At 70.9% G+C, this 1,517-nt stretch carries 1 protein-coding gene and 1 pseudogene; both read left to right on the top strand.

The genetic code is table 11. From position 1 onward, the window contains the following. A pseudogene (locus EV657_RS21820) lies at window positions 1–1,035 on the top strand (hypothetical protein); the annotation flags it as partial. Between the two features lie 51 nt (window positions 1,036–1,086). Then, window positions 1,087–1,517: hypothetical protein (locus tag EV657_RS21380; RefSeq protein ID WP_208323343.1), on the top strand; the 431-nt coding region annotated here is incomplete at its 3' end.

Here is a 1,517-nt window from a genome sequence, read left to right as displayed (position 1 = left end):
CTCATCCTCTATGGCGAACGCACCCTCGGCGGCACCATCGTCGCCCGCTCGACCACCGAGGCCGGGGGCAAGCCGCATCGGCGCTATCATTCCGTGATGCCGCTCGCCTGCCACGAGATCGACGGCGCGGTTGAGGTCTGGCTGGGCGAGACGAAGGTCTGGACCGAGGCGCAATACACCGCAGACGCAGCCGCAGGCACGGGAAACCCGTACTATTGGGGCCAGATCGACAGCGACTACAAAGGGCGCTTCTATCTCAAGGTCTACAATGGGTCCGACGATCAGGTCGCGGACGCGGAATACGTTGCTGCGGCCTCGGAGTGGACGGCCGATCACCGGGGCCGTGGCGTTGCGTGGGTCTATTTTGCGGCGAACTACGACCGCGACCTCTTCCCCAGCGGGGCGCCGCAGGTCCGGGTTCGTGCCCGCGGCAAGCGCGTTTACGATCCGCGCGAGTGGACCTCGACCCCGCTCGCCTCGGCCAGGGCCCTCCGCCCGATTTCGCTCTGGGCGGGTTATGACGGCGGCGCCATCGGCCGGACCTCGGGGGCGAGCTATCCGCAGGGCGAATCCGACGCCGCCTGGACCGGCGGCCCCATCGCCGCGCGGTTCCACTTCGGGCACCGCTATCCCGGCGGGCTCACCCCCGAGGCCGGGCTGAGCCCGGATCTGACCGCGCAGGACGGCGACACGCTCGATTACACGAGGATGGCGCTCGACGCGGATCTCTTCGCGGCCTTCGATGTCGCCTTTCCGGCCGACCCCGAGGGCGTGATCTGGGAACAGGGCGGCTCGGGCTATGGCGCCTATCTGGGGGTGACCGGCGGCGATCTCGTCTTTCGCGCCGGATCGGGCGAGGTCGCGGGCGAGGACCTGGCCCGGGCGAGCCTGCCGGTCGCGGAGCTCGCCGGGCGGCGCGGCACGATCTATGTCGAGATCGACATCGCGGCGGGCGCGGTCGCGCTCTGGTTCCGCGGGCGGCGTTATTCGACGAACCCGGCGCTGTGCCTGCGCGACTACGCCCTGACGCCCTAGCTCTTTGGCGGCATCGGCAGGACCGAGGCTGATCTCGACGAGGCCGCCCTCGTGGCGCTGGCCAATGCCGCCGAGGAACCGGTGCCGCTGGCCACGGGCGGCAGCCAGCCGCGCTACGCCTTCAACGGCGTGCTCGACACCGAGGCGGCTCCGCGCGAGAACCTCGATGCGCTCTCCTCCGCCTGGGGCGGCTGGTGGGCCTGCGAACGCGGGCGGCTGACGCTGGGCGGCGCAGTCTGGGAAGAGCCCGAGCTGACCATCACCGAGGACATGCTGGTCGCGGGGATCCGGGTGATCGCGCGCCGCCCCTTCGAGGAGCAGTTCAACACCGTCAAGGCGCAGTTCGCCGATGCGACGGCCGAGCATGTGGTGACCGACCTGCCGGTGCTGGCCTCCGAGACCTACCGCGCCGCCGATCATGGCGAGCGGCTGGTGCGCGATCTGGGCGAGCTGCCGGGCGAGACCGGGCATGCGCGCGGCCA

Origin of the sequence: Rhodovulum visakhapatnamense, assembly GCF_004365965.1 — a bacterium.
Lineage (GTDB): Bacteria > Pseudomonadota > Alphaproteobacteria > Rhodobacterales > Rhodobacteraceae > Rhodovulum > Rhodovulum visakhapatnamense.
Note: the sequence above shows the minus strand (reverse complement) of the source record. Positions and strands in the feature narration are given on the sequence as shown.